This is a genomic window from Sulfurimonas sp. NW9 (assembly GCF_051132275.1).
Taxonomy (GTDB): domain Bacteria; phylum Campylobacterota; class Campylobacteria; order Campylobacterales; family Sulfurimonadaceae; genus Sulfurimonas; species Sulfurimonas hydrogeniphila.
In genome coordinates, this window is sequence record NZ_CP093236.1 from 1,628,008 (window position 1) to 1,651,541 (window position 23,534).

30 protein-coding genes and 1 tRNA gene are annotated in these 23,534 nt (G+C 37.8%); 18 read left to right on the top strand and 13 right to left on the bottom strand.

Annotated elements, in window-relative coordinates:
* Positions 1-44: 44 nt before the first annotated feature.
* The 4 genes from metX to MLC44_RS09205 are packed head-to-tail and all read left to right on the top strand — an operon-like array spanning position 45 to position 2,818.
* Entirely contained in the window at positions 45-1,151 is a 1,107-nt protein-coding gene (gene metX, locus MLC44_RS09190; protein WP_434657030.1) for a homoserine O-acetyltransferase MetX, read from the top strand.
* The gene (xseB, locus tag MLC44_RS09195) at positions 1,144-1,332 is read left to right on the top strand and encodes an exodeoxyribonuclease VII small subunit (RefSeq protein ID WP_151899980.1); all 189 of its coding nucleotides are present in this window, start codon (positions 1,144-1,146) and stop codon (positions 1,330-1,332) included. The genes metX and xseB overlap by 8 nt, the downstream gene beginning before the upstream one ends.
* Positions 1,329-2,144: a carbon-nitrogen hydrolase family protein gene (locus MLC44_RS09200; protein WP_346388975.1), complete on the top strand. Its 816-nt coding sequence runs from the start codon at positions 1,329-1,331 to the stop codon at positions 2,142-2,144. Before xseB ends, MLC44_RS09200 begins: the two co-directional genes overlap by 4 nt.
* Entirely contained in the window at positions 2,144-2,818 is a 675-nt protein-coding gene (locus tag MLC44_RS09205) for a HesA/MoeB/ThiF family protein (RefSeq protein ID WP_151899978.1), read from the top strand. The genes MLC44_RS09200 and MLC44_RS09205 overlap by 1 nt, the downstream gene beginning before the upstream one ends.
* A 250-nt stretch (positions 2,819-3,068) precedes the next feature.
* Here MLC44_RS09205 and MLC44_RS09210 read toward each other — a convergent pair.
* The 6 genes from MLC44_RS09210 to rsmH all read right to left on the bottom strand — a co-directional run bounded on the left by MLC44_RS09210 (position 3,069) and on the right by rsmH (position 7,960).
* A tRNA-Ile gene (locus MLC44_RS09210) sits at positions 3,069-3,145 on the bottom strand.
* A 64-nt stretch (positions 3,146-3,209) separates the two neighbouring features.
* Complete coding sequence (locus tag MLC44_RS09215) at positions 3,210-3,647, bottom strand: globin (protein WP_434657033.1); 438 nt, start codon at positions 3,645-3,647, stop codon at positions 3,210-3,212.
* A gap of 2 nt (positions 3,648-3,649) precedes the next feature.
* Positions 3,650-5,629 (bottom strand): efflux RND transporter permease subunit, encoded by a 1,980-nt coding sequence (locus tag MLC44_RS09220; protein WP_434657036.1) that lies wholly within the window; start codon positions 5,627-5,629, stop codon positions 3,650-3,652.
* 82 nt (positions 5,630-5,711) lie between these two features.
* Positions 5,712-6,749, bottom strand: coding sequence for an efflux RND transporter permease subunit (locus MLC44_RS09225; RefSeq protein ID WP_434657039.1), 1,038 nt, complete (start codon positions 6,747-6,749; stop codon positions 5,712-5,714).
* Positions 6,750-6,758: 9 nt separating this feature from the next.
* Complete coding sequence (locus MLC44_RS09230; protein WP_151899975.1) at positions 6,759-7,037, bottom strand: hypothetical protein; 279 nt, start codon at positions 7,035-7,037, stop codon at positions 6,759-6,761.
* Positions 7,034-7,960 (bottom strand): 16S rRNA (cytosine(1402)-N(4))-methyltransferase RsmH, encoded by a 927-nt coding sequence (rsmH, locus tag MLC44_RS09235; protein WP_151899974.1) that lies wholly within the window; start codon positions 7,958-7,960, stop codon positions 7,034-7,036. The genes MLC44_RS09230 and rsmH overlap by 4 nt, the downstream gene beginning before the upstream one ends.
* A gap of 108 nt (positions 7,961-8,068) precedes the next feature.
* Between rsmH and MLC44_RS09240 the strand changes: the two genes are divergently transcribed.
* The 12 genes from MLC44_RS09240 to cobA all read left to right on the top strand — a co-directional run bounded on the left by MLC44_RS09240 (position 8,069) and on the right by cobA (position 17,066).
* Complete coding sequence (locus tag MLC44_RS09240; protein WP_434657042.1) at positions 8,069-8,566, top strand: response regulator; 498 nt, start codon at positions 8,069-8,071, stop codon at positions 8,564-8,566.
* Positions 8,567-8,613: 47 nt separating this feature from the next.
* A complete protein-coding gene (locus tag MLC44_RS09245) occupies positions 8,614-8,787 on the top strand; it encodes a hypothetical protein (RefSeq protein ID WP_434657044.1) in 174 nt (57 codons plus the stop codon).
* Positions 8,751-9,047 (top strand): hypothetical protein, encoded by a 297-nt coding sequence (locus tag MLC44_RS09250; RefSeq protein ID WP_434657046.1) that lies wholly within the window; start codon positions 8,751-8,753, stop codon positions 9,045-9,047. The genes MLC44_RS09245 and MLC44_RS09250 overlap by 37 nt, the downstream gene beginning before the upstream one ends.
* A 231-nt stretch (positions 9,048-9,278) precedes the next feature.
* Positions 9,279-9,605, top strand: coding sequence for a hypothetical protein (locus MLC44_RS09255; RefSeq protein WP_151899972.1), 327 nt, complete (start codon positions 9,279-9,281; stop codon positions 9,603-9,605).
* Positions 9,606-9,647: 42 nt separating this feature from the next.
* Positions 9,648-10,301, top strand: a complete 654-nt coding sequence (locus tag MLC44_RS09260) for a c-type cytochrome (protein ID WP_151899971.1) — start codon at positions 9,648-9,650, stop codon at positions 10,299-10,301.
* Positions 10,291-11,739, top strand: a complete 1,449-nt coding sequence (locus tag MLC44_RS09265; RefSeq protein WP_346388978.1) for a cbb3-type cytochrome c oxidase subunit I — start codon at positions 10,291-10,293, stop codon at positions 11,737-11,739. The genes MLC44_RS09260 and MLC44_RS09265 overlap by 11 nt, the downstream gene beginning before the upstream one ends.
* A gap of 9 nt (positions 11,740-11,748) precedes the next feature.
* Positions 11,749-11,901 carry a hypothetical protein gene (locus tag MLC44_RS09270; protein ID WP_188110045.1) on the top strand — a complete coding sequence of 51 codons (153 nt, stop codon included), beginning with the start codon at positions 11,749-11,751 and terminating at the stop codon, positions 11,899-11,901.
* Positions 11,902-11,958: 57 nt separating this feature from the next.
* Positions 11,959-13,596 (top strand): cytochrome D1 domain-containing protein, encoded by a 1,638-nt coding sequence (locus tag MLC44_RS09275; RefSeq protein ID WP_346388979.1) that lies wholly within the window; start codon positions 11,959-11,961, stop codon positions 13,594-13,596.
* 207 nt (positions 13,597-13,803) lie between these two features.
* Positions 13,804-14,112: a c-type cytochrome gene (locus MLC44_RS09280; RefSeq protein ID WP_151899968.1), complete on the top strand. Its 309-nt coding sequence runs from the start codon at positions 13,804-13,806 to the stop codon at positions 14,110-14,112.
* Positions 14,112-15,233 carry a radical SAM protein gene (locus MLC44_RS09285; protein WP_418640500.1) on the top strand — a complete coding sequence of 374 codons (1,122 nt, stop codon included), beginning with the start codon at positions 14,112-14,114 and terminating at the stop codon, positions 15,231-15,233. Before MLC44_RS09280 ends, MLC44_RS09285 begins: the two co-directional genes overlap by 1 nt.
* Positions 15,233-16,339, top strand: a complete 1,107-nt coding sequence (locus MLC44_RS09290; protein ID WP_434657049.1) for a cytochrome D1 domain-containing protein — start codon at positions 15,233-15,235, stop codon at positions 16,337-16,339. Before MLC44_RS09285 ends, MLC44_RS09290 begins: the two co-directional genes overlap by 1 nt.
* Positions 16,332-17,066 (top strand): uroporphyrinogen-III C-methyltransferase, encoded by a 735-nt coding sequence (cobA, locus tag MLC44_RS09295; RefSeq protein WP_151899965.1) that lies wholly within the window; start codon positions 16,332-16,334, stop codon positions 17,064-17,066. Before MLC44_RS09290 ends, cobA begins: the two co-directional genes overlap by 8 nt.
* Here cobA and MLC44_RS09300 read toward each other — a convergent pair.
* Positions 17,063-17,542, bottom strand: a complete 480-nt coding sequence (locus MLC44_RS09300; RefSeq protein WP_151899964.1) for a tetratricopeptide repeat protein — start codon at positions 17,540-17,542, stop codon at positions 17,063-17,065. The two genes, cobA and MLC44_RS09300, sit on opposite strands and share 4 nt — an antisense overlap.
* Positions 17,543-17,555: 13 nt before the next feature.
* Positions 17,556-17,750 carry a hypothetical protein gene (locus tag MLC44_RS09305; protein WP_151899963.1) on the bottom strand — a complete coding sequence of 65 codons (195 nt, stop codon included), beginning with the start codon at positions 17,748-17,750 and terminating at the stop codon, positions 17,556-17,558.
* Between the two features lie 65 nt (positions 17,751-17,815).
* Here MLC44_RS09305 and MLC44_RS09310 point away from each other — a divergent pair, with 65 nt between their 5' ends.
* The gene (locus MLC44_RS09310; RefSeq protein ID WP_434657051.1) at positions 17,816-18,163 is read left to right on the top strand and encodes a hypothetical protein; all 348 of its coding nucleotides are present in this window, start codon (positions 17,816-17,818) and stop codon (positions 18,161-18,163) included.
* A 55-nt stretch (positions 18,164-18,218) separates the two neighbouring features.
* Complete coding sequence (locus MLC44_RS09315; protein ID WP_151899961.1) at positions 18,219-19,112, top strand: glycosyl transferase; 894 nt, start codon at positions 18,219-18,221, stop codon at positions 19,110-19,112.
* Positions 19,113-19,132: 20 nt separating this feature from the next.
* Here MLC44_RS09315 and MLC44_RS09320 read toward each other — a convergent pair whose 3' ends face one another.
* From MLC44_RS09320 to MLC44_RS09340, 5 genes are read right to left on the bottom strand one after another with little or no spacing between them, the layout of a single operon-like run.
* Positions 19,133-19,516, bottom strand: a complete 384-nt coding sequence (locus tag MLC44_RS09320; protein ID WP_151899960.1) for a thioredoxin family protein — start codon at positions 19,514-19,516, stop codon at positions 19,133-19,135.
* The gene (locus tag MLC44_RS09325) at positions 19,509-21,314 is read right to left on the bottom strand and encodes a multiheme c-type cytochrome (protein ID WP_434636511.1); all 1,806 of its coding nucleotides are present in this window, start codon (positions 21,312-21,314) and stop codon (positions 19,509-19,511) included. Before MLC44_RS09325 ends, MLC44_RS09320 begins: the two co-directional genes overlap by 8 nt.
* Positions 21,311-22,513: a cytochrome-c peroxidase gene (locus MLC44_RS09330; RefSeq protein ID WP_434657054.1), complete on the bottom strand. Its 1,203-nt coding sequence runs from the start codon at positions 22,511-22,513 to the stop codon at positions 21,311-21,313. The genes MLC44_RS09325 and MLC44_RS09330 overlap by 4 nt, the downstream gene beginning before the upstream one ends.
* A gap of 31 nt (positions 22,514-22,544) precedes the next feature.
* Positions 22,545-22,922, bottom strand: coding sequence for a hypothetical protein (locus MLC44_RS09335; protein WP_151899957.1), 378 nt, complete (start codon positions 22,920-22,922; stop codon positions 22,545-22,547).
* Positions 22,922-23,488, bottom strand: coding sequence for a precorrin-2 dehydrogenase/sirohydrochlorin ferrochelatase family protein (locus tag MLC44_RS09340; RefSeq protein ID WP_418640505.1), 567 nt, complete (start codon positions 23,486-23,488; stop codon positions 22,922-22,924). The genes MLC44_RS09335 and MLC44_RS09340 overlap by 1 nt, the downstream gene beginning before the upstream one ends.
* Positions 23,489-23,534 lie beyond the last annotated feature (46 nt).

The following is a 23,534-nucleotide window of genomic DNA, read 5'->3' on the forward strand; positions in this document are numbered from 1 at the left end:
TCTTTTGCTAAAATACTGTTACTAATTTTCGGAGAGCAATCACCTTGTCTTTAAACCTGCAAACGCATACAGAACATTTTACAAACCCGCTTTATCTTGAAAGCGGGCGTATTTTAGAACCGTATGATATTATTTATGAAACCTATGGCACACTTAATGAAGAGAAGAGCAATGTAGTGGTTGTCTGTCACGCACTTACCGGTTCACATCATGCTGCAGGACTGTATGAAGATGATGCAAAACCCGGCTGGTGGGATGGCTTTATCGGTCCGGGAAAAGCCATTGATACTGACAGATATTTTGTAATATGCTCAAATGTCATAGGCAGCTGTTTTGGTTCCACAGGTCCTATGAGCATGCAGTACCCCCATCACGAACCCTACCGTTACAAATTTCCGGTTGTCAGCATAAAAGACATGGTAAAAGCACAGCGTATTTTGTTTGACAGGCTCGATATTCACAGAGTACATGCAATAATCGGCGGTTCCATGGGCGGTATGCAGGCACTGCAGTTTGCCATACACTATCCAAACTTTGCCAACAAAATTATTGCAATGGCAACAACACATGCAACACAGCCATGGGCAATAGCTTTTAACAAAGTTGCGCAGGAATCCATTCTCAATGATCCTGATTTCAAACAGGGATATTATGATCCGAATCTTCTCAAAGAACAGGGACTCTCAGGGATGGCAGTCGGTCGTATGGCGGGACATATCAGCTTTTTGTCTCCAGAATCAATGCGTGAAAAATTTGGCAGAGAGTATAAACTCACAGATGGGCTGTATGAGCTTTTTGGAAAGTTTCAGGTAGAGTCTTATCTGGAATACAACGGGTACAATTTTACAAAATGGTTTGATCCCTTGTCTTATCTTTATATCACAAAAGCCATTAACATATATGACCTGTCTCGAGGATTTGACTCGCTGGATGAAGCACTTAAAAGAATAACCTCTGCTCTGTATCTGATAAGTTTTAAAAATGATCTGCTGTTTAAAAACACTGAAATGCAAGAAATGGCAAAGATACTCAAAAAAATAGGAAACAGAAATCATGATTATATAGATATTGACAGCAACTATGGTCATGACGCATTTTTGGTAGAGCTTGATAAATTTGAAAACAATGTAAAGGATGCACTCAATGGCTAAAGAAAAATTTGAAAAAAAACTCCAAAATGCCAAAGAAATTTTGGAAACACTTATGAGCCCCGAGATTACACTTGAAGAGAGTGTAAAAGCCTATGAAAAAGGCATGAAAGAGTTGGCCGAAGCACAAAAAATGCTTGAAGAAGCTCAAATCAAAATTCAAAATTTAAAAACTACGCAATGAGAGCGGCAGTTTTACAGCTCAATGCACAGGGAATGAGTTCTACAAAACTTTATAACTATATTCGGGTAGCCAGTAAAAAAGGCGTCAAAGTCCTACTTCTTGGTGAATACGTTCTCAATCCTTTTTTCAAAGAACTCGAACAGATGTCTGTCTCTATGATAAAAGAGCAGGCACTCCATCAGATTAAAATCCTCAAAGAACTCTCTTTAACATACAGTATAACAATAATCGCTCCCTTGGTTATTGTCAAAAAAGATAAAATTTACAAATGCATTGCAAAGTTTTCTCCAACATCTGCCTCTTACTACAATCAGCAAATCCTTATTAACTATGCCCACTGGAATGAAGAAAAATTCTTTGCAAATGCACTTGCACCACTGCTCTCCCCTATGGTTTTTAAAATTGACGGCTTCAAATTTGCGGTAATGAACGGATTTGAACTTCATTTTGATGAATTTTTTGCTAAACTTAGAAATAAAAACATAGACTGTTTACTCGTACCGAGCGTTTCAACTTTTGACTCTTATGAGAGATGGAAAGCATTAATACTCACAAGAGCATTTACACACAATATGTATATACTCAGAGCCAACAGAATCGGTGAGTATCAGGACAAAGAGTTTGTATGGAAATTTTACGGTGATTCTATATTGGCATCCCCGAATGCGGAAGTTTTAAACCATTTGGGAAATACTGAAGAGTTAATGATAGTTGATATGAGTCATACAGAGGTAGTGCGCTCTCGTCGCACATGGGGATTTAAAGAAGCTATCAGCAAGAGAGCATTAAAACTTACAAAAAAGGATTTATAATGATGGAGTATTTTCACAGACAGGTGCAACTTTGGGGAGAAGAGACACAAAAAAATCTTCAAACAAAAAAAATAGCAATTGTTGGAGCAGGAGGGCTTGGTTCTTCGCTTGCCTTTGCTTTAGGATCAACAGGAATCGGAGAAATCCACATTATAGATTTTGATGAAGTCAGTCTGCATAACATTCATAGACAAATCGCTTTTAAACTAGGAGATGAAGGGAAGAACAAGGCAAAAATAAATGCTGAAATTATACAACAGCGATGTCCCTTCACAAAAGCTGTTTCCCATGAGTGTAATTTTGAAGAGTGGAGCAAAAAAAACATTACAGTGGATCTCATTTTAGATGCCACAGATAATCTTCCTACACGCGGGGATATTAACACGTATGCAAAAAAAGTCAATACACCCTGGATTTATGGAAGTGTAGAAGCATTTCACGGACAGGTCTGTTTTTTTGACAAATCATCTTTTAATGACGCCTTTAAAATTGTACAAAAAACACCCGCAGGTATTGCAGCACCGATTGTGATGCACATAGCATCTCTGCAGGCAAACCTTGCTTTGAGATTCTTGGCGGGTTTACATGTAAAGAAAGATTTACTTTATTATCTTTTTTTTAATGAAGAAGGAGAATTGATTACTCAGAAATTCGGATTGCCAACAGCGGATTAGTTACAAACAAAAGAGGGAACGAAAAATGTTATGTTTGCCCCTTATTTTAACCCGCCAATTCTAATATCAAGTGCAATTTTTTAAAAGTAAGTTGAAAGGTAGGGTTAACTGATAACCTGCTAATCTATTTCAACCAAAAAATAAAAATTGGCAGAGCATAAAAAAATAGTTCCAAGAGTGTTGAAAAATTTTGTTGAAAGAACAATACACCAATTCAAATTTAAAGTTCGTTGTTTAGGGGGTTTATAAGTGGTGGGTTCTGAGTGACTCGAACACTCGACCGCTCGGTTATGAGCCGAGAGCTCTAACCAACTGAGCTAAGAACCCACTTATTGTTGGTAGGTCGGAATTATACAAGGAGCTTCCTTATATAATCCTTATTATGCGGTTACTACTGCGTATTTATCATCCAGATGGAAAATATATCCAAATATCTCCAAAATGAGTACAGTGATGTTTCTGTCACCCCTTTTTCTTTTAGCTCTTCAATGAGCGGCTTATAGAGTTCCAGCCATGTTTGACGTGCTTTTGCATCAATGCGAAACGGTGCGTGACGACCTACCATTTGCGGTGCCCCTCTGTTTTGATTAAAATACTTCGGTCCTCCACATATTTGAATGAAAAAGTCTGCCGAATTCACTTTTGCTTTTTCAAATTCTGCATTATCCTGAGGAAAAAGATGAGAAATATCACTCTGTTTTATTGCATCATAGTGTTTGGAAATCAGTTCCCTGATGCCTTCCTCCCCTACTTCCAGCAAAAACTCCGGTATTGGTTTTGTCACCGGTGGTCTTACACCAAACTGCGCCTGACTTATTTCTAAATTCATTTTTATCCTTTGTTTGTTTGAGGTGGTTTGATTTTATATACAACAGCATAAAGCAAGGGGACATACAACAGATTTAACACTGTCGCCCATGCGATACCATACCCCAAAGATATTGCCATCGGTTGGAGTATTTTTGCCTGACCTGATGCAAAAAATATAAGTGTTAAAAGCCCCAGTACAGTTGTCAGCGATGTCAAAAGAATCGGTCTGAGTCGTGTTTGCGCTCTTTTCATCAGATCTTCTGTATTTTTGGCATTTTTTATAAAATCTACCATGATAAGCCCGTCATTGACAACAACACCTGCAAGCCCTACTATACCTATGAGTCCCGGCATAGTCAGGTTTAGCCCCATTATCCAGTGTCCCACATAAACACCCAGAAGTACAAGAGGAATTGTACTGATAACAATTAAAGATTTTCTTATAGAATCAAAGAGCCACACCAAAGTAATAAAAATTAAAAATATTGCTATAAGCGCCGACTGCATCATCTCTCTTTTGTTTTTGTTATTCTCTTTTTCTTCTCCTTTGATATCTACAGCAATGCCCTCTTTTTTAAACTTTTGCAGTGTCGGTTGAAGTTTTTTCATGAGTTCGGATGATGTTATAATTTTTTTGTCTGTAGAAGCATAAACACTGCGTACTCTTTTGCCGTTTTCTTTTTTAAGCGTTACAAAGCTTTGTATATACTCAAAATCACATATCTCTTTTAAGGCAACATATTTGTCTGATCCCGGAACCTGCAACTCAATTGTATGTATGGAACGTATCTCTTTATTTACATTGCTGTCAAGTCGTATACGCACCAAGCCCTGGTCATTAAAAAGTTTCCCGTATTCCCCTTTAAGATAATATGCCCGCAGTTCATTTGAAACATCCTGTTCGGTAAAGCCCAGTTCCTGACCATATCTGTTTACATGTAACTTTAATTCTTTCTCACCGAGCGTTGCATCATCTGCTATATTGTAAACACCCTTGATACCTGCGAGTTCTTTTTCAAGAATTTTCAGATAGGGTACAACACTTTGGGCATTTTTTGTACTCAAACCAATTTCGACATCATGTGCTATCACTCCTGCACCAGGAACTTTCACAACAAGTTCTTCAAAAGCTGATTTTTGATTTTTCAATACTTTTTTAATCTCTTTTGCTATCTCTTTTGCATCTTTTTTACGTGTTTGTACTCCAGGGTTGTATTCTATAGAGAGATAAGGACTGATGTATGTATCAAAAAAATTCTCAGGCGCGCGCTCATGTAAATCTATAAATATATGAAACATATTTTCACCGAGTTCGGCTCTGTTTTTGGCATCCATTTTAAAACCGATAACAGAAGTTACAGAGGAGACATCTTCATTATTTATGTTTTTAAGGATGATATTCTCCAGTTTTGTTACAATTTTTTCCGTATCTTTGAGTTCATTGTTAATATTGACCTTTCCGTAGACATATATTTGAGTATTGTCAAAATCCGGAAAAAGCTGAAATTTTGCATTTTTAATCATTACAAATTCAAGTAAAACAATGCTCACAACAATAACACTCAAAGAGAGAAACTTTCTTCTAAAAAGAAAATGCAGGGCTGTACTGTACCAGTCATGCATTTTCTGCCAAAATCGTTTTGTAAAACTCCCTTCTTTGGAGACTTTCAAAAAGTCATGTGCATGCAAAGGAAGAAAATAAAAAGCTTCAAAGAGTGAAGAGAGTAAAAGGACCGTTATCATTATAGGAATTATCTTAATAAACATTCCCATTTCACCTGTCATCAAGAGCATAGGTAAAAATGCGAAAACTGTTGTAAGCGTTGCCGTAAGTACGGCAGGAAACATCTCTGCCGCACCTGTTATGACCGCTTCTTTTCTATCCATCCCCTCTTCAAGGTGTCTGTAGATGTTCTCGGCTACAACTATTGCCTCATCAACGAGCATTCCAAGCGCAATCAGTGCTCCCAGAAGAGAGAGCATATTAAGACTGTCTCCCAATATTCTGTCACGATAAGCCCTATCATAAAACTTACAGGAATACCGAGTGCAACAACAAAGGCTATGCCTCTGTTGATAAAAATCAGCATTGCCAAAAAACAAGCATCAAACCAAACATTATATTTGAAAAGACGGTATTGAGGCGGTTTTTAATCCATACAGAAGTATCTGTGTAGATGTTGTAATCCAAATCAGGATGTTTTGCTTCTTGTTTTTTTAAAAGTTCTCGTATCTCTTTTACCAAAGCAATGGCATTGCCGTTTTTGCTCTTTGTGACATTTATTGAAATATTTCGTACCCCATTATAGTGGGAGAGTTCCACCTCATCACTCAACTTGAAAGAAACCTCTGCAATATCGCCGATTTTAACTCTTTTTCCACCAACATCAATCAGTGTATTTTCAACCGCCTTTTGTGTCTTTTCACCGTTGTATGTAGAAATATAAAGATGATTTGCTTTTTGTTTGATAGTGCCTATGGGAAAAATCGAACTTATTTTGGAGAGTTGTGCGATAACCAGTGTTGAGGAGAGTCCGTAGGCTCTTATTTTTTGCGGATTAAGCTGTATATCCAACTCTTCATCGGCATCACCACGAATTGTAATGTCGCTCAAATCTTTAAACTTGCTTAATTCTGTTTTAAGTTCATCTGCATGTTTTAGCAGTGTTTCTTTAGGAACATCACCGGAGAGAGCTATAAGAACAAGGGGAAATGCATGTGTTTTGATTTTGGCAACAGGCTCATTCATATCCGCCGGCAAATCTTTTTTTACACTGCTCACCACATCTTTGACATCATTGAGTACTGTAATATTGTCCGAACCGTTCTTAATGTCTGCACTGATACTGAATGAACCGTTTTTGATACTGCTTTTTATATCTTCAAGTGCATCAATATTCTGCAAATCATTTTCAATACTCTGCACAACCATTTTGTCCAAAATATCAGCCGATGTTCCGGCATAACCGCCTTTTATGGTTATTTTATCCATATTCATCGGAGGGAAAATCTCTTTGGGTATATTGATATACGCAAAAATGGAGAGCATAAAAATAAAGAGTAATAGTATATGATTTAAAAGTGGTTTTTCTATAGCAAATTCTATAAACTTACGAATCACTGCTGTTCCTTAAAAGAGAGTATCTAGTATTTGATTTTTAAATTTTATCGACTCAACAGAAGCACGGATGAGTTTGTTTTCTTCTTTGAGCGTATCATACTCTACTTTGAGTTTTGCAATATCTCTGCTTTTAAAGTAAATTTGCTCTGTAATGTAAATTTTAGGAAATGCAAACATGGCTATAAATGTCAACACCAGCAACATATATAAAAAATAGTTCAGACCTAACTTTTGTTTTGATATGACCAGATTATCAAGTTCATCTAAAAGTTCGTTCTTTTCGCTCATTTTTCACCCATTTGGAACAGACGCATTTTTGCGCTGCGGCTCCTGACATTTTCTTTGAGTTCTTCATCTGTAGCCGTAATCGGTTTTTTCGTTAAAATCTTTCCTAACTGATTATTGTTTCCGCATGTACAGCGAAATGCCTCAGGAGGACATATGCATGATTTGGACCATTTGGAAAACTCTCTTTTAACAATCCTGTCTTCAAGAGAGTGAAAAGATATTATTGCTACTTTTGCATCCGGCAGTTTTGCTTCTTCTATGCTCTTGAGCAGTGATCTGAGTTCACCGAGTTCATCATTTACTTCTATGCGGATTGCCTGCATCAAAAGTGTTGCAGGATGAATTTTCTTGCCTCTTGGCATATGTGGTTTGACGGCTTCACTTAACTCTTTTGCAGAAACAAAAGGACGGTTTTGTACAATAGCATCTGCAATTTTTTTATAGTTTCTGAGTTCTCCGTATTCTAAAAGTATTTTTTCAAGTTCGCTTTTAGCATATTCATTCACTACATGTAAAGCACTCAGTGGTGCTTCTTTGTCCATACGCATGTCAAGTGTCTCACTCTCGTACGAAAAGCCCCTCTCTTTTTGGTCAAGCTGCAAAGAAGACACCCCTATGTCTGCAAGAATGCCTTTAATTTCGCCGGGATCAACCTCTTGCAAAATTTCCTGCATCACATTTGAAAAACGGCCTTTTCTTATACTTACTCTCTTACCGTATTGTTCAAGACGTTTTGTTGAAAAGTCTATAGCGGTCTGATCCTGATCAATTGCTATGAGTTTTATATTTGGATTGGCTTCAAGTATCATACAGGAGTGTCCGCCGTACCCCATGGTACAGTCTATCACTATACCCTCTTGTAAATCTTTAAAAGCTTCGACAACCTCTTTATATAAAACCGGAACATGTGGAATATTTTGCAAAAGACACCCTGTCAATAGAAATTTATTAGTGATTATACAGCAAATTTGATTTAGGTTTAATTTTTTATACTGTATGATTTACTCCAAGAACAAAAAAAGGGTCTTCTTATGGTTTTACAGTATCAAAATGAGTTACTTGCTCTGGCAGCTATATTTCTGCTCATACTCATTTATCTTGGAATAAAACAAAAAAACAAAGCAGAAACTGATACAAAAGCGGCTAAAAAAGAAGAAGCACTCAAAGCAGAGCAAAGTGGGCAAAGTACTGCAACACCACAAAAAAAGATTCAAGAAAAAAAAATACAACATTCTGTGCCAAGGCATGCAAAGATAACAAAAGAAGATTTTAAAATATTTGCCGGGGAAAGAATTCTTTTGGCCGAAGACAATCTCATCAACCAAAAAGTAATCCTTGGAGTCCTTGGAGACAGCGGTATAGAAGTTGTAGTGGCAAATGACGGACAGGAAGCGCTTGACATCCTCAAAACGGACAAAAATTTTCTTATTATACTCATGGACGCGCATATGCCGAGAGTTGACGGATTTGAAGCCACCAGAGCTATCAGACATGATCCGCAAACAATCATATCCCCGTCATTGCACTGAGTGGAGATACGGCAAGTGATGACATTAGAAAAATGAAAGAAGCCGGTATGGATGAACATCTTGAAAAGCCTTTGCAGGTCGGTGCTTTGTATGATATTTTGTATCATTACTCAAGCAGAATCTCTTCTGCTGAAGAGAATCCTTCGGATTTACCAACTTTAGATACACACAGAGGATTGCAGGTATGCGGAATGACAGTGGTTTTTACCATGATATTTTAAAAGAGTTTCTTGTCGCCTACAGCAACTCAGCAGAGGAGTTGGAAATTTTATTCAAAAACAATAAAACAGATCAGGCTGACAGTCTGTTACTTGACATCATCGGTGTCTCTGCAAATATTGGGGCGGATGCTTTAACTGCCTGTGCAAACGATATTAAAAACAAAATAGCCAAAAATGAAAGTAGCGATCTTACTTTATATAAGAAAAGAGTTCAAGAACTTATCCAAAGCATTGAGAATTATTTTCTTACATGTAAGTAACGGGATAAGCCTAAGCAACTTACATATAAGAAAAACTATTACCAATCTACACATATAAATAATTCCTTAAATAAATAACAAAATTCATTCACCTAATGTAACACTAATTATAAAAATAAGATAAAATCATTATGTTAGTCAATAAAATTGATTTATATCAATATTATTGGTATCAGAAAAGACTAGAATACATATGATTCTAAAATATTAACAGAGTTTAAGGAGTGTAAAATGATCGATCCATCTATAATCAGACCGGAAATTGCGTTGGATGATTTTCTAACTATATTTGTATCGTCAGCACTTGTGTTAGTTTTTGGAGGATTTTATGTTGGTATATATACTGCAGTAAAAGTTAAACTACTAAAACCGTGGAGTATGCTTTTTGCATACATGTTTTGGGTATTGACTGCCTATTGTTTGTATTTAATGGGAAGTTTAATGCATGTCGGGGAATTTACTGCAAAAGCTTTAGTTGTCGCAGCAATTGGATTGTTTTTACTTCCATTTGCTGTTTATTATATGCAAAATCAGGTTCATGAAGAAAATGAACACTGATTGTTAATATATATTTTGACAATAAATTTATAGGAGGATACAGTGGCTAATAAATCTGTATGGAGTGACAATCGTTTCTGGCGAAGAACAGCAACGTGGGTTACAGGTTTTGCATCAGTTCTTTTAATTTGGCTAACGTTTGATACGTCAGCTCAGATTGCAATGGGAAATGATCAGGATCTACAAAACAAGGTGACGAAGAGGGTTCCAGGACCTACCGTTATAAATTACAAAATCACGTATGAAATGAGCGCAAAACGTGGTCATGAAATTCCTGTGATTGGGGAAAAAGAAAAGTTCTTTGGTAGAGATGACTATTCTGAAGAAGAAGCCGGGGCTTTACTTCACTTAGGCAAGTTGGGCTCACAGGCCAAAAACTGTATGGATTGCCATACTCTTTTAGGAAACGGAGCTTATTACGCACCAGATTTAACAAAAGCATGGTTGGACCCTGCATGGGGACCAGATGGTGCGATGCAGGCTTTAACGGGGAAAAACACAAAAGAAGAGGCGATGGCTGAATTCCTTATGCATCCGGACCAGTATCCTACACATGCCCGTATGATGCCGGACTTAGGTATCACAGCAAAAGAGGCTAAAGGTTTAGTTGCTTTCTTGAAACATATGTCATCTATTGACACAAATGGCTTCCCAAGAAACTTTGGAAAAATAAAAGGAGCAGTTCATGGCAAGTAAATATTTAACAGGTGTCGGAAGTGAATCAAAACAGTTGGCAACATGGTACTTTACATTTGCAGCTATTCTCTTTGGCGCCCAATTACTTTTCGGGTTAGTGGCAGCGATTCAGTATGTAATGCCTGGTTTTTTATATGGCGTTCTGGACTTTTCAATTGCCAGAATTATACATATTAATGCACTCGTTGTTTGGATGGTCTTTGCAATGTTTGGTTCTGTTTACTGGTTACTGCCGGATGAGACAGGAATTGAAACAGTCGGTATCAAAATCGGAAAGCTTTTGTTTTGGATTTTTGCAGCAGCAATCGTTGTCGTTGTACTTGTATACCTGTTCATTCAGGTAGGTCCTGCAGATGCAACAACAATCTGGTTTATTACAGAGGGTCGTGAATATATTGAAGCACCTCGTTGGGCTGACTGGGGCATTGTCGTTGTAGCTCTTGGATTTGTCGGAAATCTTTTCTTAACAGGAATGAAAGGGGAACAGACAGGAATTGTCACCGTTCTTATGGCAGATATGATTGCCTTTGCAGGTCTTTATTTGGCCGGTATGTTCTTTACGGACAATATTTCAGTTGATCAGTACTGGTGGTGGTGGGTAATCCACTTATGGGTTGAGGCTACCTGGGAAGTTTTCGTTGGCGCGATTGCGGCTTACGGTCTTATTACTATGATTGGTGCGCACCGTAAAGTTGTTGAAATGTGGTTATGGATAGAAGTTGCAATGCTTTTCGGTTCAGGTATTCTTGGACTTGGACACCACTACTTCTGGATTGGAACACCTGAGTACTGGTGGGAAATCGGAGCATTATTCAGTGCACTTGAACCGTTACCGCTTGTAGCTATGTTTATTCACGTTCTATATGACTGGGGTAAAACGCAAGGTGCAGAAATGGCAAATGAACATACAGATGAAGATCATGTAAAATCTGTTATTACCAATCGTCCGGCATTCACATGGTTTGTCCTTAATGCCTTTGGTAACTTCCTTGGTGCCGGTATTTGGGGATTCTTCCATACACTGCCACAGGTAAACCTATATACTCACGGTACGCAGTTTACTTCGGCACACGGTCACCTGGCCTTCTTTGGAGCCTATGCGACTATCCTTGTCGGTATGATGTATATTGCGGTACAGGGTACAAACGGTATAAAAGTTATGAAACATACCAAAGCATCTCTATGGGCTGTTAGCCTGATAGTTAGTGGGGTAGTCGGCATGACCGTAGCACTTACGATTGCAGGATATGTACAGGTTCTTGTTTCTCGTGCACAAATGGGTGCTACCTGGGCAGGATATTTTGACGGTCAAAGCGGAATGTGGTTTTCTCAAGCAATGGATTGGAGACTCATTATGGGTGTAGTTACATTCACAGGTTTCATATTCTTGGCAAAAGATTTACTTACAACTGGTAAAAATCCAGTACACGAAAGATAAGGAGATACAATGTTTGAACCATTTACAGATGTCAACCCGAGTTTTTTCGGTTGGCTTAACCAAGGTCCTTTGACCTTAACAATTTTTCTGCACACTATAATAATACTTCCAATGATTTGGATCTATTTTCAGGAGAAGAAACGTTTGGAAAATGAAAACTAGTCGGTATTGACTCTTTATTGAGTCAATATCTAATCATATTTTAGAAGGAGAAATAAAATGAGATTAGGTAAATTAGTTATATCAGCTGCAGCGTTTGCAGTTGTCAGTTCAGGTCTGTTTGCGGGTACTTCGCATATGGATGTTGAGAAAATGTTCGAAAAAGAGTGTCAGGGTTGTCACGGTCCAAATCATGAAGGGGGCGTCGGAGCAGATTTACGTCCTGCAAAATTAGAAAAGAAAAATGCATACAATCTGGCTGAAGTTATTTTAAATGGTCGCCCCGGAACTGCAATGCCTGCATTTGCAAATAAAATGAATCAAGCAGATGCACAAAAAATGGTGGATTATCTTCAGCATTTCAAAGGTAAAAAAATAGAAGTCCTTACGCTCGATGCGGTAAAACAAGGCTGGAAAAAACTTAATGATAGAGCAAAGCTATTAAAAAAATATCCGCATGCAGTGGATGTAAAACATGTTACGGATATTTGTTTTGTTACAGAACGTGATGCAGAAAGAGTTACTTTTATCGATGGCACAAGTGGTAAAATACTTTCACGTCACCCTGCAGGTTTCGCTGTTCACGTAACAGTAACAAACAAACGTCAACCTCGTTATGCATACTCAATCTCTCGTTCGGGTTTAGTCACTATGTTTGACCTTGCATCAAAAGGTCAGCAAAAAATTGCACAGGTACAAGTCGGTTCCGATTCTCGTGGTTTAGCAGTTTCACCTGATGGAAAATACCTCATGGCAGGAAACTATGTTCCGGGCGGTGCAATTTTAATGGATGCAATGACACTTGAGCCGTTAAAAGTTTACCCAACTTCATCTGTAATTAATATGGACGGAGATATCGGTTCATCTCGTGTAGCAGGTATCTATGATACTCCATACGGTCCATATATTGCATTTGCACTCAAAGATGCAGGGCATGTCTATATTATAGATTATTCTAAACCAAACTTCCCAATTGTCGGAGATATTCCAAATATCGGTAAAATCCTGCATGACGGTTTTGAAAATGAAGGAAAAGAAATAGGCCGTTACCTAATGCAAGCTTCTCAAGGAAGTGATGTAATGGGTGTAGTTGACTTTAAAACAAAATCTTTGGTTGCCAAAGTATACACAGGTCCGGGAAGCAAGCCGCATCCAGGTCAGGGTTCATCATGGTATAATGACAGATACGGTCAACTCTATGCGACAAACAGTATGAATGTCGGTGATGTAGTTATTTGGGACAGCAACTGGGATGTTGTTGCACATGTAAGAACTGCAGGCGGCGGTCTATTTGTCGGTACAAGTGAGCATACACCGTTTATCTGGTCTGATTGTGTACTCGGCGGTCCAGATAACTGGAATAAAATCTACCTTATCAACAAACAAACATTAGAGACTGATAGAATTTTGACAGTCGGTACAAAAAAAGGAACTATTACAGATCCTGTAACGCATAAAACACTTTACAGTTGGAAAGTCCCTACTGTTAAAGATAAAAAAGGCAAAGTAATTATTCCTCGTATTTTACATGCTGAACCTGCTAATCATGGTCATTGGACAATGGTTTCAGAGTGGAATGCCGGTCGTATCGGTATTTATGAAGCGAAAACCGGTAAATTTGTTAAATATATAGAAGGTTTGACAACACCGACGTTTACATATTCTATCGAACACAGACAGTCTATTCCTGGCGCGTAGACTCTACTTTTATATTTCTCCCTTTTTTGGGAGAAATCCTCTCATTACTTGATATAAATCATCTTTTTTTTCATAATATTTTTTTATAATTATATATCTAAGCTTTTTATTTAATTTTTCCCTGTTTTTTGGGATTTATAAGCAAAATTTCAAGTAAATTTTCGCTACAATATAAGCAATATACAGTTCTTAAAAAAGGGAGATGGAGTGAAAAAACTGATTATTCTTTTTTTACTTTTTTGCTCTGTGGCTTTTGCACAAAAGCCAGATGGTAAAAAAGTCTTTCAAACTTACTGTTGGGGATGCCATCATCAAACAGCAATGGCCTTTGGTCCTCCGTTTTCCCAAATTGCCGCAAAAAGAACAAAATCTGAAATAGAAGCCTATATCGCTTCTCCAAAATCAATGTACAAAGCTTTTGGCTACAAAAGAACTGTTATGACACAGCTTCATCTCAATGCACAAGAGCTCGATGCCATCAGTGACTATATTCTCTCTTATAAAGGTAAAAAATAATGTTTCGATTGTCAAATCTTATCGCCTCCGTTGTCGAAGAAAAAAAAGAGAGGATTTTAGACGGCAGTATCGCCATTTGGAACTTTACCAACCGCTGTAATCTCTCCTGTCTGCACTGTTACTCAAAATCAACCTTGGATGAAGTAGATACCCTCACAACTGGGCAGATTAAAAAAACCATCCTGGAGATGAAAGCCAATGGTGTAAAATTTATCATCTTTTCAGGCGGTGAGCCCTTAACAAGAAAGGACCTCTTTGAAATCGCCGATTTTTGCAAAGAAAACGGTATCATTACCTACCTCTCAAGCAACGGGCTCTATTTTACAAAGGGCAATATAAAAAGAATTACCGATACCTTTAACTATGTCGGTGTGAGTATAGACGGTGATGAAGCCACACATGATTACTTCAGAGGGCTAAAAGGGGCTTTTAAAGAAACATTAAAATCTGTTTTGCTTGCCAATGAAACAGGCGCAAAAGTCGGTATTCGATTCACTATGACAAAAGACACCATCAATTCTTTGGAATATATTTTTGATTTGGTCGAAAAACACAATATTCCAAAAATATATATTTCCCATTTAGTTTACTCCGGTCGGGGACTCGACAATCTAAAAATGGATCTTACAAAAGAGCAGAGAAGAAAAGCGGTTGATTTTATACTGGGCAAAGCATTTGAGTATTATGAAACCGGACGTGACATAGAAATAGTGACCGGAAATATGGAGATGGATGCGGTTGCATTTCTCAATAAGTTTGCACAAAAGTATCCGGAACTTAAAGATAAAATGAGACAAAGACTTGTAAAATGGGGCGGCAACTCCGCAGGTCGAAAACTCCTCAACATAAACAGCGAAGGCGATGTGCGTCCTGACCCGTTTTTTCCTCTCATTGTCGGTAATATTATTCATCAGGACTTTGGTGATATCTGGCAAAACGGAGCATTATTGGATGAGCTGAGAATTCATCCAAGAAAACAAATCAGCGGTATTTGCAGTACATGTAAGCAGATAGATATATGTAACGGCGGCAGTCGCGCACGTGCGTATGCAATAACAGGTGACCTGTGGAGTGAAGATCCATCCTGTTATTTAACCCAAGAAGAAAGAGAGACAGTATAATGAAAATAAGAAAAATTTTAGCAGTTGTATTAACAGCCTTGTCTTTACATGTAAATGCAAGTGCACATGAAAAAGTCTTTGTTGTTGAGAGAGAGAGTAATTCGGTAGCAGTCATAGAAGACGGGCTCCCAAGAAACCATATGGAGCATATGCACAATATGAATCATGGTGTTATGAAGTTTTATGGCAAGGACGGCTATCTTATCTCCCGCGACGGCTATATTATAAGATTTAATCCTGTCAGCGAAAAAAAACTTTCCGAATATAAAACAAGCAAAAGTGCCATAGGGTTTGTCATTAACAAAAACTATGTCGCCGTTGCCAACTATGATGACAAAAGTGTAGATATTTTATCCCGTAATCTGCAGCCCATACAAAAGCTCAAAACCGGTTCACGCAATGTTGGTATAAAAATCTATAAAAACTATCTTGTTTTTTCAGAGATGGACAAAGACACGATTGCCGTCTACAAAGACACAAACAAAGGCAAAGGCAAACCGCATTTTGTTCTCTACAAAGAGTTTAAAGATGTGGGAATTATGCCTTTTGACGCTTTACTTGATGGCAATAAATATGTCAACGGCTTTTTCAACAGTCCATGGATAGGCGAACTCAACTTGGATACTATGAAATTTAAAAAAATTCCATTACAGTTGGGAGAAAGAGAACCGGTTTTAAAAGTACCGCATTTCGGTTTCTGGTCAGTGAGCCATTCTAAAATCTTCATTCCTGCGGTGGGAGACAACAAAGTTTTTGTCTTTACTCCAAAATTTAAATTTATTACAGCTATTAAAACTGAAGGAATGCCTGTTTTTACTGCCCTTTCACCGGATAAAAAATATTTGGCTGTGACCTTCAGCGGTAAAAAGTTTCCGGTCATTCAAATCATAGATACAAAAACACTCAAAGTCATTAAGCGATTTCAGTTTGACGGCAAGGTGTTACATGTAAGATGGTCCCGGGAAAAACCTTATCTGTATGTTTCTGTCAATGATGCTAACAAAATCGCTGTAATAAATACAAAAGGATGGTGGTTAAAACGCGAAATTTTTACCATCAAGAAGCCTTCAGGTATTTTTATTTATGAGGAAAAAAACAATGAGTAGAGTTTATTTAACCGGTGCCGGACCCGGAGATATTGAGCTGTTAACAATGAAAGCACACAGAGTTATCGGTGAGGCCGATGTCATCATATATGACCGTTTGGCAAATCCGGAAATATTAGAAATGACAAAAGACGGATGTGAATTTGTCTATGTCGGCAAAGAAGACGGCAGGCATACACTTCCTCAAGAAGAGATAAATGAAGTTATTTACCAAAACTCGCTCAAGCACAATGTAGTTGTCCGCTTAAAAGGCGGAGATCCTTTTGTCTTTGGACGCGGCGGAGAAGAGGGAGCATATTTGCATGAAAGAGGTGTAAAATTCGAAATTATTCCCGGCATCACCTCTGCAGTCAGCGTTCCTGCCTATGCCGGCATTCCGGTCACTCACCGTGGCATTGCCGTGAGTTTTCGAGTAGTTACAGGGCATGAATCCCCAAACAAAAAAGAGTCCCAGATTGCCTGGGAAAATTTCAAAACAGATGACACCATCGTATTTTTAATGGGACTGCATAATCTTTCTAAAATTTCATCAAAACTGATAGAAGTAGGCAAGCCTGAAGATTATCCCTGCGCTGTCATTTCACGCGGTACGACAAAAGACCAGAGTGTTGTTGTCGGAACACTCGGTGATATTGTGCAAAAAGCAGAAGGTGTACCAACTCCCGCACTCATTATAGTCGGAAAAGTTGTTACACTCAGAAAACAGCTTGACTGGTTTCATCACTAATAGTTTTGTAACTTATACTCTTTATACAAGAGTGCAGCTTCGGGATTTCCTGCGTCTATAGCCTTTTGGGCCCATTTCTTTGCCTCTTTGAATTTGTTTTGTGTAACATAGATTTCACTTAACAGATAACAGGCTTTGGTATCACCTTCTTTTGCATTTTTTTTCAGCCACTCTGCGGCTTTGTCAAAATTCATTGTCTGCATATAAATACGGCCTACATTTTGCAGCGCTTTTTTATGCCCCGCTTTTGCCGCACGTTCTAACAGTTCGGCTGCTTTAGAGATATTTTGTTCTACTCCATACCCGTTGTAATACATCAGCGACAAATTATAGGTTGCATTGATACTCCCCTGCTTCGCTTCTGTGTCTAACAATGAAAATGCTTTTTTATAATTTCCGGCATGAAAGGCTTCAAAAGCAGCATCTGACCCGTATAACAATGCACTCAGCAACAGTATAGAAAGTAATTTTTTCATACAATTCCTTTTGTCATATATAATACAATAAAGAGGAGAGAAACAGGGCACCCAAAAATGTTACCGCTAACATTACAGAGCGTTTTTGAGACTCTTGTATCCCGTGATGTGCCTCCAGATAATCACTGAGTCGGATTGCCGGATAGATTGTAAAAATAAACATTGGGAAAGTCAGCACCAAAATAATCATAACATCGTGAAGTGTCATCAAAATTCCTCGAAATTAAATTTTTCTTTATAATTATTATTATATCATATAACAAAGGGGTTACTATGAAAAAAATCATAATTTCGACGATTTCGATACTTTTAAGCACTCTGCTTTTCAATGCCTGCTCAACAGCAAAAATATCATCCGAAGATGTAAAAACAGCTGATTTCATACACTTCAAACATGAGATTCCACTCAAAAAAGTCCATACTCTCATTCGCGAAGCCGGTGAAAAAAACGGTTGGAGAATCACTGAGTTTAAAGAAAATATGCTTATCGGAGAAAAAGAAGAAAATGGTAAAATGAAAGCAGTTACCATTACTTTTGCAAAAAATTATTTTAATATCTCACCAAAAGACGCTGATTTGCAAGAAGCTATAAAAAAAGAGGTTGAAGCGACAGAAGAGTAGTTATATTTATATACTTTTGATACACTTGATGCAAGAAAAAAACAAAAGGTATTGAATGGATTTTTTTAAATATATACATGCGGTAGGCACCGGTCCAAAAGGCAACAGAGATTTAAGCTTTGAAGAAAGCAAAGATATGATGGAACAGGTTTTGAACCAGAGTGTTCCAAGCGAACAAATTGCCGCATTCCTGCTTGGATGGAGACTCAAGCCTGAAACGACAGAGGAGTTCCGAGGAGCTTTAAGCGCATGTGACGAATATACCCGCAAAGAGAATATTCCGGATTCAATAGAATTGGGATACCCTTTTGACGGTAAAGCAAAAAATCCGTATATATTTCCTCTGGTTGCGCAAATGTTAGAAAAGACAGCATTGAAACTTGTCATTATGGGGGATGAAAAACAGCCGGCAAAAGATGGTATCACCACTAAAAATATATGCCAGGAGATAGATCTTCATCCAAATATTAAATATTTTGACAGAAAAGAGTATTGCAACAAACTCCATAAGCTGACAGATATCAGAAACAAACTGGGACTCAGAAGCGGGTTCAATACAATAGAGAAACTTCCAAAAGCTGCAAACAGCAAATATGCCATTACAGGCGTCTTTCACAAACCTTATGTCAAGAAATATGTTGAAATTTTTGCAGACAGATATGAACGTTTTGCCTTAATTCAGGGGAATGAAGGAACACCGGAACTTTTCAGCAAAGGACGCCTTTGGATGATTGAAACAGATGAAGTCAAAGAGATCATTATAGACCCGCAATACTACGGCATACATTATAAAAAATCCTGGGACCAGATCACTCTTGCAGACTCACTCGAACAACTTAACAACCCTTCAGATGAATATTTAAAACTGGCAAAACTCAATGCCGCAGTCTATCTTTTTATAGCCCAACAATACAAAACAATTGATGATGCTTTTGAAGCTTTGCAATAAAAACATCAAGGAGTAAACATCTACTTTTGCTTTAAACACCTCGCTATATCACTGGGTTTCATATGTCCTCGCAATGCCTTGCAGCGAAAGAGCTCATTTTCGTCAAGAAAAAAGAGCGTTGGATATTGCACAGTATAGAGCATTTCTATAGGAAAACTCTCTTTTTGTTTTTGATAGACTATAACAAAAACTGCATATTTTTCAATAAGCGATGAAACTTTTTTGCTGTTGATAATTTTAAAAAGCTCTTTATTGCAAGCAGCAGAGTGTTTTTTTGTCAGATAGACCATCAGTATTTTATTTTCCTGAACAGCTTTTTGATGGGCATTGCTGTAAGAGTTTTCAAGTATAAATGATTCTCCCTCCATGAAAAAGAAACAAAGCAATACAAGAAGTCTAATCAAAATCTTTTTCCAGATCTGCTATTGTAATTACCGGCGGATCCGGAAGTTGCGGGTATGCCGCTTTGACAATATTTGTCACCCATTGCGGATAAATTCTAAAGTTAAGCTTTATGTTTACATGTAAAGGATACTGCAGCTCTTTTTGCAATGAAAATTTTTCTACAACCCGTTTGCCTGCAGGGATTCTTGTATCTTTGAGCAGTTTTTCATATCGCCAAAAAAACAATCCTACCGGTTTGCCCTCTTTGTCTCCAAATACTTTGTTGAAAATGACAGAACCTTTTTGAATCTCTCCCTCTTTATTCAGTTTTCCACTGCTAAAAACAATTTTTCCGCTTTTGTCTTTTACTGTTATATCAAGCCAGAGTTCCCGAAAATCTGCCGCGCCTGTCGGGAGTTTGTGTCCAGCCCCCACATTTTTTACACCTACAGACAAAACCCCTTTGTCAAGTTTCACATCCAGTTTTGCCGATGTTTTTAAAAGCTGTATGGACTGTGACTCATTCTCTTTGTTTTTCAAGCCGGCAAGGAAATGGTTTCCGCCTGCAAAATAGTGTACTTTGATATCCTTTTTATGTTTTCCCCCGAGAGTTGACCTGCCTTCAAGCGGAGAGAATTTTCCGTTTTTCAAATAGGTCATATGACAGTCGATACACTCTTTGTGCTCCTTTGGCTTCTTCGGATTGTTATAAGGTGATTTTTTCCACTGTTCGTACGTTGAGACAACTTTTTTCCCGCTATGCGGCAGAAACTCATTATGACAAGAGGCACAATACTCGCTTTTTTTGTATAAAGGTTTCATATACTCCTGTTTATGAACCTTTGGCTTTGCATTGATAAGCTTCTGACTGATCCAGACTTTCATATCTGCATGCGCATCTTCATACAGATATTTTTTTCTTTTTGTAAGATTGAGACTGTAGGAACTGTTTCCCGTCGGCTTTGCATCTGTTATACGGTGGCATGCAATACAGGAGACACCCTGTTCAAGTCTGTTTGGATGTTTTTCAAATTCATTTATCAGATTTTTTGATCCCTTGGTAAAAAGCGGTTCCGGCATAATATTGTCTTGCATAAAATGTGTAGTTCTTTCCTGATGCATACTCACGGCACTCGGATTGTGGCAACCCATACACCATTGTCTGAACTCTTTGCCTCTGTCCATTTCGGCTAAATTTTCAAGCACCATATAGTATGGATTGGAATCGGCAAGATGCCTGTGGTTTGAATCCGCCCATTGTTGAAAGACAGCCGGATGGCAGGCCTTACATGTAACGGAGTTTGTCCAGTCTATGCTGTGGTGATGTTTTGCACCGTCTGTAAAGATGATATTTGTCAGTTTCTCTGAACTTGAATAGGCATAGTTTGGAAAGAATATCAGCAAGAGAGGAAGAACAGCTGTCATTTTTTTTACTGCAAAAAACTTTCTCAGATGCAGTGCAAAAAAGAACAGCAAGACAAAAGAGCCATAAAGATGTATATAGTATGAGATAATACCATAGATATCACCGCCTCTGTTGCCTATCAAGAACAGGTACGTTCCGCTGACGAGCAAAAACACAAACACAAAAGCAAATGCCAATCCGCTTTTGCTTTTGTGTTTCATAATTATCATACTCTCATAAATATGCTTATATAAAAAAGGAAGCACAAAAAACAGTGTAAGGACTACAGAACCAAAAATGTGAAGAAATTCTATCACTCGAAAATAGGACCATTGCAGCGAAAAATAGTTCATCAGCAAAATTCCACTGACAAACATAAAGAGAATATCAAGGTTTATATATAAAATTTTCATTGCAGTTCCTTATACTCGACAACATCACCTTCAAGTGACTTTAAAAATGCTACGATTTCATCTATCTGTATCTCTGTTAACTCCATGCTTAACTGATATTTCCCCATAATACGGACAGCTTCCCGTAAATCAAATACGGCTCCGTTATGAAAATAGGGAGATGTTTTCGTTACATTTCTTAAAACAGGTACCCGAAAAAGCTGTTCATTGTTTTTTCCCAAAAAGCCGCCTTTATTTTCAAATGGATATCTGCTGTAGGGTTTGATATTGAAATCAAAAGCAGCTACATCACGACCGATAAACTCTGTGCTGAAAATTCCCGTTACATCTATGATATGATTATAATTGCGTGTCGGAAACTTTTGAATTGTCTGTCCTCCGACCGTTATACCGGTATGGCATCCCTTACATCCAAGCTGAATGAAATTTCTGAAACCTCTTTTTGCCTCCTCACTCATAGCAGAGTCATCACCCTCTAAAAATCTGTCATAGGCACTTCGGGTAAGCAGCGTTTTCTGATATACATCCAAAGCCTTACACACATTTTCAAAAGTCACTCCGTCTTCAAAAACTTTGTCAAACTTTTGTTTATATGCATTGTTTTTTTTGACTCTTTCTTCGACCTCTTGCGTTGATAAATTCATTGTATATTTGCCATGTATCATCGGAGCAATAGCAGATTTTGAAGTTGTTGCAGACCCGTCCCACATTCTGTATTTTGCCAAAGCAGAATTTAGGATTGTAGGGGTATTTAAATGATTGGGAGCGGTTTTTCCTTCTGTACCAATAGCAGTTGTAAGTCTGTCACTGCCGCTTTGATCTTTTATATGGCATACCATACAGTCAGTTTTGGCCTGAGGATGAGTCAGGTCATCTAAAAACTGCTTTTTATTGTGCGGATTTTCACCCAACATATGACAAGAAGCACAACTGACTGATGTGTCCTGAGAAAGTATTTTGTCAAAATACAAACTTTTGCCCAAGGCAACTTTCTCTTTTGTTATCGGGTTCTCTTTGGAATCAAGCAGTTTTAAAAAGCCGCTATACTCTTTTGGTATAGGAGACATGCCTCTGCTTAAGGCAATTTCCCGAAGTTTTTCATCACTGTAAATTTCTTTTGGTTTGTTTGGGATTATATAAGGGAGCAGTTCTATCCATACAACAATAATAAAAATTGCCAGGAAAGTCAAACGTAGCATAATGCACTCCCTTTATAAAACGAATATAAGATTAGATACCAAAAAACTTTTTCAGCCAGTCTCTTTCTTCTTTTGTCTCTATATAGATTTTTCTCACTGTTTGATTTGCATCACCAAGGACGACAACATCATTTCCAATAACTTTCAAATGTTTTTTTCCCCACTTCTGGTCCAGTTCATCCATACGGTACAATGAATCTGCCGCATCCGGTTTCTCTTTGGTCCCTGTTCTTGTATCTACAATGGCAAGACCCCCGATTGTTTTTTCAAACTTATACGGACTGTAGACTTTAATCTCTTTGTAAATTCTGTGCGGCTTTGTATCCGGGGTAGCTTTTTGTATCGCTATAAACCCAAGTGCAAAAAATGCAAACAACATCCCTAAAAACAATCCTTTTTTAGCATTCATTACTGACTCCAATTTTCTATATATTTTTTTGCTTTTTCATCAAGCATTTTCATTCTCTCTTTTCCTTTGGGCAAACTTTTACGCAGTTTTTTCATCTCCTGCAAAAACTCCGAAATTCCACCTGGAATCATCTTTTGCAGATACTTTCTTAAATGTTTTGCCATTGCAGGAGAAGCACCTGAAGTTGATATTGCAATAATCAGATCCTCTTTTTTTACATACGAAGGAAAAATAAAATCACAATAGGCCACTGAGTCCACAGCATTACACAAACAATTGTACTGCTTGGACTCCTCAAATATCTCCGCCTGCAGTGCAATACTGTCCACAGCAACCACTACAACAGCAAACTCCCGTATATCACCTTTTCTGTACTTACGCTTTTCATACACAAGATTTTCTTCCTGTATACGTTGCAGCATCTCTTGTGAAAATTCATTTGCAATGATATGTATGTCTTTTGTAAAATCAAGAAGATGTTCCAACTTTTCATACGCAACATTTCCGCCACCTACTATAAGAATTTTTTTACCGTCTAATTTTAAAAATGCCGGAAAATAAGCCATTCCAAATACCCTTACTTAAGTTTTTGTAATCTAATCATAACATATA

Excerpts from the sequence above, each read along its gene's own strand:
- xseB (WP_151899980.1), top strand. The coding sequence starts at position 1,144 with ATGGCTAAAGAAAAATTTGAAAAAAAACTCCAAAATGCCAAAGAAATT.
- MLC44_RS09200 (WP_346388975.1), top strand. The coding sequence starts at position 1,329 with ATGAGAGCGGCAGTTTTACAGCTCAATGCACAGGGAATGAGTTCTACA.
- MLC44_RS09205 (WP_151899978.1), top strand. The coding sequence starts at position 2,144 with ATGATGGAGTATTTTCACAGACAGGTGCAACTTTGGGGAGAAGAGACA.
- MLC44_RS09215 (WP_434657033.1), bottom strand. The coding sequence starts at position 3,647 with ATGAATTTAGAAATAAGTCAGGCGCAGTTTGGTGTAAGACCACCGGTG.
- MLC44_RS09230 (WP_151899975.1), bottom strand. The coding sequence starts at position 7,037 with ATGAGCGAAAAGAACGAACTTTTAGATGAACTTGATAATCTGGTCATA.
- MLC44_RS09240 (WP_434657042.1), top strand. The coding sequence starts at position 8,069 with ATGGTTTTACAGTATCAAAATGAGTTACTTGCTCTGGCAGCTATATTT.
- MLC44_RS09245 (WP_434657044.1), top strand. The coding sequence starts at position 8,614 with ATGGATGAACATCTTGAAAAGCCTTTGCAGGTCGGTGCTTTGTATGAT.
- MLC44_RS09250 (WP_434657046.1), top strand. The coding sequence starts at position 8,751 with ATGCGGAATGACAGTGGTTTTTACCATGATATTTTAAAAGAGTTTCTT.
- MLC44_RS09255 (WP_151899972.1), top strand. The coding sequence starts at position 9,279 with ATGATCGATCCATCTATAATCAGACCGGAAATTGCGTTGGATGATTTT.
- MLC44_RS09265 (WP_346388978.1), top strand. The coding sequence starts at position 10,291 with ATGGCAAGTAAATATTTAACAGGTGTCGGAAGTGAATCAAAACAGTTG.
- MLC44_RS09270 (WP_188110045.1), top strand. The coding sequence starts at position 11,749 with ATGTTTGAACCATTTACAGATGTCAACCCGAGTTTTTTCGGTTGGCTT.
- MLC44_RS09275 (WP_346388979.1), top strand. The coding sequence starts at position 11,959 with ATGAGATTAGGTAAATTAGTTATATCAGCTGCAGCGTTTGCAGTTGTC.
- MLC44_RS09285 (WP_418640500.1), top strand. The coding sequence starts at position 14,112 with ATGTTTCGATTGTCAAATCTTATCGCCTCCGTTGTCGAAGAAAAAAAA.
- MLC44_RS09290 (WP_434657049.1), top strand. The coding sequence starts at position 15,233 with ATGAAAATAAGAAAAATTTTAGCAGTTGTATTAACAGCCTTGTCTTTA.
- cobA (WP_151899965.1), top strand. The coding sequence starts at position 16,332 with ATGAGTAGAGTTTATTTAACCGGTGCCGGACCCGGAGATATTGAGCTG.
- MLC44_RS09300 (WP_151899964.1), bottom strand. The coding sequence starts at position 17,542 with ATGAAAAAATTACTTTCTATACTGTTGCTGAGTGCATTGTTATACGGG.
- MLC44_RS09305 (WP_151899963.1), bottom strand. The coding sequence starts at position 17,750 with ATGACACTTCACGATGTTATGATTATTTTGGTGCTGACTTTCCCAATG.
- MLC44_RS09310 (WP_434657051.1), top strand. The coding sequence starts at position 17,816 with ATGAAAAAAATCATAATTTCGACGATTTCGATACTTTTAAGCACTCTG.
- MLC44_RS09315 (WP_151899961.1), top strand. The coding sequence starts at position 18,219 with ATGGATTTTTTTAAATATATACATGCGGTAGGCACCGGTCCAAAAGGC.
- MLC44_RS09325 (WP_434636511.1), bottom strand. The coding sequence starts at position 21,314 with ATGAAAATTTTATATATAAACCTTGATATTCTCTTTATGTTTGTCAGT.
- MLC44_RS09330 (WP_434657054.1), bottom strand. The coding sequence starts at position 22,513 with ATGCTACGTTTGACTTTCCTGGCAATTTTTATTATTGTTGTATGGATA.
- MLC44_RS09335 (WP_151899957.1), bottom strand. The coding sequence starts at position 22,922 with ATGAATGCTAAAAAAGGATTGTTTTTAGGGATGTTGTTTGCATTTTTT.
- MLC44_RS09340 (WP_418640505.1), bottom strand. The coding sequence starts at position 23,488 with ATGGCTTATTTTCCGGCATTTTTAAAATTAGACGGTAAAAAAATTCTT.